Annotated in this window: 8 protein-coding genes; 6 read left to right on the top strand and 2 right to left on the bottom strand. The window is 54.8% G+C overall.

All coding sequences use genetic code 11. From position 1 onward, the window contains the following. Positions 1-118: 118 nt before the first annotated feature. Positions 119-1,315: an L-talarate/galactarate dehydratase gene (locus PFH44_RS23775; RefSeq protein ID WP_076947228.1), complete on the bottom strand. Its 1,197-nt coding sequence runs from the start codon at positions 1,313-1,315 to the stop codon at positions 119-121. A gap of 304 nt (positions 1,316-1,619) precedes the next feature. On the opposite strand from PFH44_RS23775, the gene PFH44_RS23770 reads away from it, so the two are divergent. From PFH44_RS23770 to PFH44_RS23750, 5 genes are all read left to right on the top strand, one after another. Next, on the top strand, positions 1,620-2,624 hold the full coding sequence (locus PFH44_RS23770) for a LacI family DNA-binding transcriptional regulator (RefSeq protein ID WP_283826352.1): 1,005 nt from the start codon (positions 1,620-1,622) through the stop codon (positions 2,622-2,624). Between the two features lie 78 nt (positions 2,625-2,702). Further along, positions 2,703-3,320: a glutathione S-transferase family protein gene (locus tag PFH44_RS23765; protein ID WP_283826351.1), complete on the top strand. Its 618-nt coding sequence runs from the start codon at positions 2,703-2,705 to the stop codon at positions 3,318-3,320. A 68-nt stretch (positions 3,321-3,388) separates the two neighbouring features. Then, positions 3,389-3,619 carry a tautomerase PptA gene (gene pptA, locus PFH44_RS23760; RefSeq protein WP_283826350.1) on the top strand — a complete coding sequence of 77 codons (231 nt, stop codon included), beginning with the start codon at positions 3,389-3,391 and terminating at the stop codon, positions 3,617-3,619. A 145-nt stretch (positions 3,620-3,764) separates the two neighbouring features. Further along, the gene (locus PFH44_RS23755) at positions 3,765-4,367 is read left to right on the top strand and encodes an ATP-grasp domain-containing protein (RefSeq protein WP_283826349.1); all 603 of its coding nucleotides are present in this window, start codon (positions 3,765-3,767) and stop codon (positions 4,365-4,367) included. Between the two features lie 54 nt (positions 4,368-4,421). After that, complete coding sequence (locus tag PFH44_RS23750; RefSeq protein ID WP_283826348.1) at positions 4,422-4,880, top strand: hypothetical protein; 459 nt, start codon at positions 4,422-4,424, stop codon at positions 4,878-4,880. Between the two features lie 428 nt (positions 4,881-5,308). On the opposite strand, the gene PFH44_RS23745 is transcribed toward PFH44_RS23750, so the two are convergent. Continuing rightward, positions 5,309-5,890: a flavin reductase family protein gene (locus PFH44_RS23745; RefSeq protein ID WP_045855270.1), complete on the bottom strand. Its 582-nt coding sequence runs from the start codon at positions 5,888-5,890 to the stop codon at positions 5,309-5,311. A 214-nt stretch (positions 5,891-6,104) separates the two neighbouring features. On the opposite strand from PFH44_RS23745, the gene PFH44_RS23740 reads away from it, so the two are divergent. Further along, the coding region (locus tag PFH44_RS23740; protein ID WP_283826353.1) for an ATP-binding cassette domain-containing protein at positions 6,105-6,277 on the top strand (173 nt) is incomplete at its 3' end.

Genomic DNA, 6,277 nt, shown 5'->3' with positions numbered 1-6,277 from the left:
TTAATAACCTATCCCCGGCCATAAGCTGACCGGACTACGCAAGGGTGGGGGATGCGCTTATCCCCCAGTCCGGAACCGGCACTTTCGCCCCCGGCCCGGGAAATAGCCGGCGCAAACGTCAGGGGCGCTGGCCAAACTCGCAGCTGTGCTGGGTCCAGCGGCGCGCCTGTTCGCTCAGGGTGAAGCCCAGCCCGTGGCGTTCAGAAACCCACATCCGCCCATCGCGCAGCTCAAGCTGCTCGTTAAACAGCGGGTTTAGCCACTCGAAATGCTCCAGCCAGGGCTCGAGCGGGTAGGTGGCGGCAAGGTGCAGATGCACTTCCATTGCAAAATGCGGGGCCAGCTTGCGGCCATGCTTCGCCGCCAGATCCATAATTTTGAGGAAGGGGGAGATACCGCCGACGCGCGGAGCATCCGGCTGCACGAAGTCGCAGGCGTTGCCGAGAATAAGCTGTTCGTGTTCGCGGAAGCTGGTCAGCATCTCCCCGGTCGCAATCGGCGTGTCCAGCGCGGCGGCCAGCTGCGCGTGGCCTTCGATGTCGTAGGCGTCGAGCGGCTCTTCAATCCAGATCAGATTAAACTGCTCCATTTTGCGCCCCATGCGAATGGCGGTTTCCCGGTCCCACTGCTGGTTGGCGTCAACCATCAGCGGGAAATCAGGCCCCAGCGCTTCACGTACCGCCGTCAGGCGGCGGATATCTTCGGCGGTGTTCGGCTGGCCCACCTTGAGCTTGATCCCGCCGATGCCGTTTTCCCGGGAGATAGCGACGTTTTTCAGCACCTGATCCAGCGGCGTATGCAGGAAACCGCCTGACGTGTTGTAGCACTGTACCGAATCACGATGGGCGCCGAGCAGCTTCGCCAGCGGCAGTCCGGCGCGCTTGGCTTTCATATCCCACAGGGCAATATCAAGCGGAGAGATGGCCTGGACCGCCATGCCGCTGCGCCCGACGGAGGCGCCCGCCCACAGCAGTTTGGTGTAGATCTTGTCGATATCGTTGGGGTCTTCGCCGAGCAGGTTATCGGCAATCTCTTTGGCATGGGCGTAAATTCCCTGGCCTCCCGCGCGTTTGGAATAGCTAAAGCCTACCCCTTCGAAACCGTCGCGGGAGCGGATTTCGGCGATGATAATCGCGACTTCGGTGAGCGGTTTTTGCCGCCCGGTGAGGACTTTGGCATCGCTGACCGGCGTGGCTAAGGGGAGAAAAGCCAGGGAGAGCTTAACGTGCTCAATGCGGTCGCCGGTTTCGGCGGCGGTTTTGACGCCGGTGGTTTTGGCGTAGGTCACGGAGCTGGAATTGGCGCTTGTGGTCATGGCATGTTCCTTATGAGTTATAAAATGTTTGCGCTAACATTTTTAATCCAGCTTTTGCGTTTCGACCACAGGAGTGCGTTTAATTTGTACAAACGATCACAACTTCAGATTATTAGTGGTAAAATTATGCAGGTGACATCACGATCCAAAACAGTCTGTGAAATAGCACAACTATTAATGATAGCGATAACATTTTATCTCTCAGGTTGTTGATTCTCATGAGGATGCGCGGGCGGATGCTGGCAATTGGCTGGGGCATCATCAATAATGCCCGCTGGGAACGACTCAACACAGGGGCTTAGCCGTGAAAAGCAGAAAACCGACGCGCGTGCCGACGCTGGATGATGTTGCCCGCACGGCGGGTTTATCATCAATGACGGTCAGTCGGGCGCTGAATACGCCGCAGCTGGTACGGCCTAAAACGGTGGAAAAGGTGCTGCAGGCGGTGCAGGCCACGGGCTACATTCCCAATGCGCTGGCCGGCGGATTGGCCTCACGCCGCAGCCGGCTGATTGCCGTCGTGGTTCCGCAAATCAACAACAATATGTTTGTCGACACCATCCAGGCCCTGAGCGATACCCTTGCGGAGCGCGGCTACCATATGCTGCTGTGCGTCGCGGGCTACAGTCGGGAGACCGAAGCGGAGCTGGTGGCCACGCTGCTCTCCCGTCGCCCTGATGGTGTCGTGCTGACCGGCATTCAGCATGCGCCGGCGTTAAAGAGAACCATCCTCAACGCCGCCATCCCGGTGGTGGAGATTTGGGATCTGACCCCGACGCCGCTGGATATGCTGGTGGGCTTTTCGCATGAGAAAGTTGGCGAGACGATAGGCGAATTTTTGCTGCACAAGGGCTATCGACGCCCGGGGCTGCTGTGGGCAGGGGACGCGCGAGCGGCGCAGCGTAAGCAGGGGCTGTGCGCCCGGCTGGTCAAAGGCGGTATGAGCGATACGCCTCAGGTTGAAGTGCCGCTTCCCGCCTCGCTGGCGCTGGGACGCAGCGGCCTGGCCCAGCTGCTTGACGCCGGCGAGTTCGATATTATCGTCTGCAGTTCCGATACCCTGGCGCAGGGGGCGATAATGGAGGCTGAAAGCCGCGGCCTGCGCGTGCCGAAGGATTTAGCGGTGATGGGTTTCGGCGATCTGGATTTTGCCGCCAGCAACCGACCGGCGATCACCACCGTCAGCGTCGATCGCCATGCGATTGGCGAACGTGCGGCAACCCTTCTCGCCGACCGCATTGAAGGCGTGGGGGAAGGGGAAGCAATTATCGATCTGGGCTATCATTTGCTGGAACGAGAGTCGGCGTAGGCACGCCGTTAAATAGCGCGCGACGGGCATTTTTTCCGGCTTTCATCCGACACCCGACGTTTACCGTGGAGGCCGAACATGATCACCGTCTATGGCGTACCGGGCTGGGGGTCGGCAATCAGCGAGCTGATGCTGACGCTGGCCGAAATCCCGTACCATTTTGTTAACGTTGAGGGTTTTGATAAGCCCGGACCACAGCGTGACAGCCTGATGCAGATAAACCCGCTGTGTCAGGTCCCCACCCTTAAGCTGGCGGACGGCAGCGTGATGAGCGAATCTGCCGCGATTGCCTTAACCATCCTCGACCAGCGGCCGGACCTCGCGCCCGAGCCAGGAACGCCGCAGCGACACCCGTTTCAGCGCCTGCTGATTTGGCTGGTTGCCAACGTCTATCCCACCTTCACCTACGCGGATTATCCTGAGCGCTGGGCGGCGGATGCGCCGCAGCAGCTGCGGGAAAACTGCGTGAACTATCGCCGGTCGCTCTATCTGTGGCTGGAGCAGCAGCTCGTTGCCGGGCCCTATGCGCTGGGCGAGCGGATAAGCCTGCTGGACTGCTATATCGCGGTCATGTACTCGTGGGGGCCGGGGCGGGAGTGGTTTGCAGCGCACACGCCGAAATTCGTCGCCGTCGCGGATGCGGTATATCAACGCGCCGAGCTGGAGGCTGTGCTGCGCCGCAACGAGCTGATTTAAGGCACAAAATGAAAACCGGCTCGCCCGGGCTGTGGTAGTTTTATCGTTCTGACAATAAGGAGTCTGCTATGCCGCATGTTGATATTAAGTGTTTTCCTCGCGAGCTGAATGATGAGCAAAAAGCGGCGCTGGCCGCCGATATCTCCGCCGTATTAGTGCGTCACCTCAACAGTAAGGACAGCTCGGTGAGCGTGGCCCTGAAGCAGGTTGACCCGAGCGACTGGCAGCAGGTGTGGGACAGCGAAATCGCCCCGCAGATGGAGCAGCTGATTAAGAAACCCGGTTACAGCATGTCGTAAACCCTGTCCCGGAAGGCGGTATTGTAAAGGCCGCCTTCCGGAGCGCGCTAAAATATCATCACTGCCATCACAGCATTTATTAGATAACAAGATTAAACTTTCAGAAAGTCTTGAGGCACATGTACCAGTGATTTGGCGAGGCTGGATGCTTAAACAGAAAGAATATAGAGCATTGAATAACGCTGTTAAAAGACATAGAGCAGAAATGCTGGTTTCTCCTGATGATTACGCTTCATGCCACTATATCACAGGCTGGTACGAATCATGTAGTGACTATACGCCTGAAACTATTTTCCTGAATGAGAGTGATGACTTCGAAAAAGTCACATCACGATTAAAATGGCCTTCATATTTTGTTAAAGACTATGTTAAATCACTTACGACATCGCGTGGCTCTGTAGCAAGAAATGTCGAGGAGATAAAGGGAATTGTAACCAGCATTAAACAATATCGTGGTGAAATAGAGGGGGGAGTTGTTCTTAGAAAGGTTGAAGACTTCAAATCAGAAACAGAACGTAGGTACTTTTCATTATACGGGACAGTCTACTCTTCTAATGATGTGATCCCAGATATTGTTTTCGATATAGTGGAAAAAATAAGCTCTCCATTTTTCTCCATAGATATGGTTGAAACCACTACATCCCATCTTAGGCTGATCGAAATCGGAGATGGGCAAGTTTCAGATATTAAGGAATGGGACACCAAAAAATTTATTAATATGATTGTAAATGCCGGACTGTCTGGATAAGAGTGTTTTAATATCAATCAGATTTTAAGTCTTCAAGGGATGAGGCTCAAAGAAATGAATAAAGTTGACAATATAAACACTTGTTTCTTTAAAATGCTTGGCAAAAAAATCATCAAATATGAAACGGCTGAGATTTATTTTGATAGCTGGGAACCATGGAATGATTTACCCATAAGAATCTACTTTGATGGTGGTGAGGTAATCTCTATTGCATGGTCTAAATTTGATGAGCTATGGCTTAGTAATGATCTGACGCTTCCGTTTTCGACTGAGGGTTGTCGCGTTCGCTGGGTGACAAATAATATAAGTGAAATATTGGGATGCCTTAATAGCAACATATCATCGGTAAAACTTGGTGTGGATTATTTGATTATTGGAAATAATCAAATAGAGATACTCACCCATTTGTTAGTCTACACGACTAACGGAATTTTGGATGTATATAATAATCTGGATGAAAATGGTTACTCCTTGCTATCAGATTTTTATTATAAAACAATTGATGTTGTTTGAATTGGTTATATGTCAAATTGTATACCCATGGTAAATAAAGTTGCATGAGCATAAGTCCAAAGCAGCAGTGAGGGTGACTTGCGCGAGCGCTACCATCCTGCATCGTGAAGTCTCTTGGGTATAAAAGGAGTGGTAAACGTGTCAGTTGAAAATGAAGGTGTAGAAAAACGTATCGAAAATTATAACGAACACATCAATGATAATACGCGTTAGCGGATCAGAAAATGGTAATGCAACGCGCGGGCCTGAGCATAGATGCCAGGGCCCCGTATCCACAATCAGGATCGACGGGGCATTGAGCACTGTGCGGCTAATTGCCCGGCCAGTTAACGTTTATCCCCTCCGGCAAATATGACCTTTGCCCGTAGCGGGCGTAGCCCGCCCGCTACCTCAGACGGCGGGCCGTTCGCTCCTGCCGTGCACGATGGCTACTCCTCCGGCGTATTCGCCCGCACGTGCCGGCCGCTGGCGACAAAGTTGCCGGTGCCGAGATGATGCAGCGTATTGAGCTTATCATCGTCGAACTGCCAGCGTCCTGTGACGAAAGCCCGCTCATCGGCGGCGGCGGAAACCACTTCGCCAAACAGGGTGTCGTACTGCTCCTGAGCGGCGGTGGGCGGCAGCAGCCGACACTCCATCCACGCCAGGCACTTCTCCTCAATCAGCGGCAGGCCGAGCTCCGGACCGTTCACCACCGGAATGCCGTAGGCATTGAACTTATCCTCATCGCGCCCGCTGATGCTGCCGACCGCGTAGGTCCAGCTGGCGGCGGCCACGCCCGGCACCACGATGCCGAAGGTTCCGTTGCGCTCAATAATCTCCCGCGTCCAGGCGCTCTTATCGACCACGATGGCGACGCGGGGCGGCGCGAACTCCACCGGCATCGACCACGCGGCGGCCATCACGTTGCGGCGCCCGGATTGCGCGTCATAGCTGGTTATCAGAATGGTGGGGCCGTGATTGAGCAGGCGACTGGCGTACTGAAGTTCGACGTGGCGAAAGCGGCTCATATGCGTTCCTTGGTAAATGGGTCTGATGCCAGACAACACGTTAAGCCGCAATGAAAATGTAATCAATACGTCATCCAGGCTCCCTATAGTTGGCGGCACTAAGTCCCAAAGAGGATAACAACATGTTAGCTCCCCTGTATTTATCGCAGGTGGGCGCGGCCCGGCGGTTTTCGACCGTCGGTAGAGTGTCGCTTTCCCAACGGGGAGGGCGATAATGCGCGCGCTTACCGGCATCAAGCTTGATAGCGTCTCCTTCGCTTTCGGCGCCAACACCGTTCTCAATAATATCGATCTGCATATCGAAGCGGGCAGCATCGTCGCGCTGCTGGGGCCGTCCGGCTGCGGCAAAAGCACGCTGCTGCGCCTGCTGGCCGGGCTCACCGTACC

Source organism: Klebsiella sp. Ech2A, assembly GCF_030078455.1.
GTDB classification, from domain to species: domain Bacteria; phylum Pseudomonadota; class Gammaproteobacteria; order Enterobacterales; family Enterobacteriaceae; genus Klebsiella; species Klebsiella terrigena.
Note: the sequence above shows the minus strand (reverse complement) of the source record. Positions and strands in the feature narration are given on the sequence as shown.

Coding starts and splice junctions, on each gene's coding strand:
- PFH44_RS23750 (WP_283826348.1), top strand. CDS start 4,422: ATGAATAAAGTTGACAATATAAACACTTGTTTCTTTAAAATGCTTGGC.
- PFH44_RS23775 (WP_076947228.1), bottom strand. CDS start 1,315: ATGACCACAAGCGCCAATTCCAGCTCCGTGACCTACGCCAAAACCACC.
- PFH44_RS23765 (WP_283826351.1), top strand. CDS start 2,703: ATGATCACCGTCTATGGCGTACCGGGCTGGGGGTCGGCAATCAGCGAG.
- PFH44_RS23745 (WP_045855270.1), bottom strand. CDS start 5,890: ATGAGCCGCTTTCGCCACGTCGAACTTCAGTACGCCAGTCGCCTGCTC.
- PFH44_RS23755 (WP_283826349.1), top strand. CDS start 3,765: ATGCTTAAACAGAAAGAATATAGAGCATTGAATAACGCTGTTAAAAGA.
- pptA (WP_283826350.1), top strand. CDS start 3,389: ATGCCGCATGTTGATATTAAGTGTTTTCCTCGCGAGCTGAATGATGAG.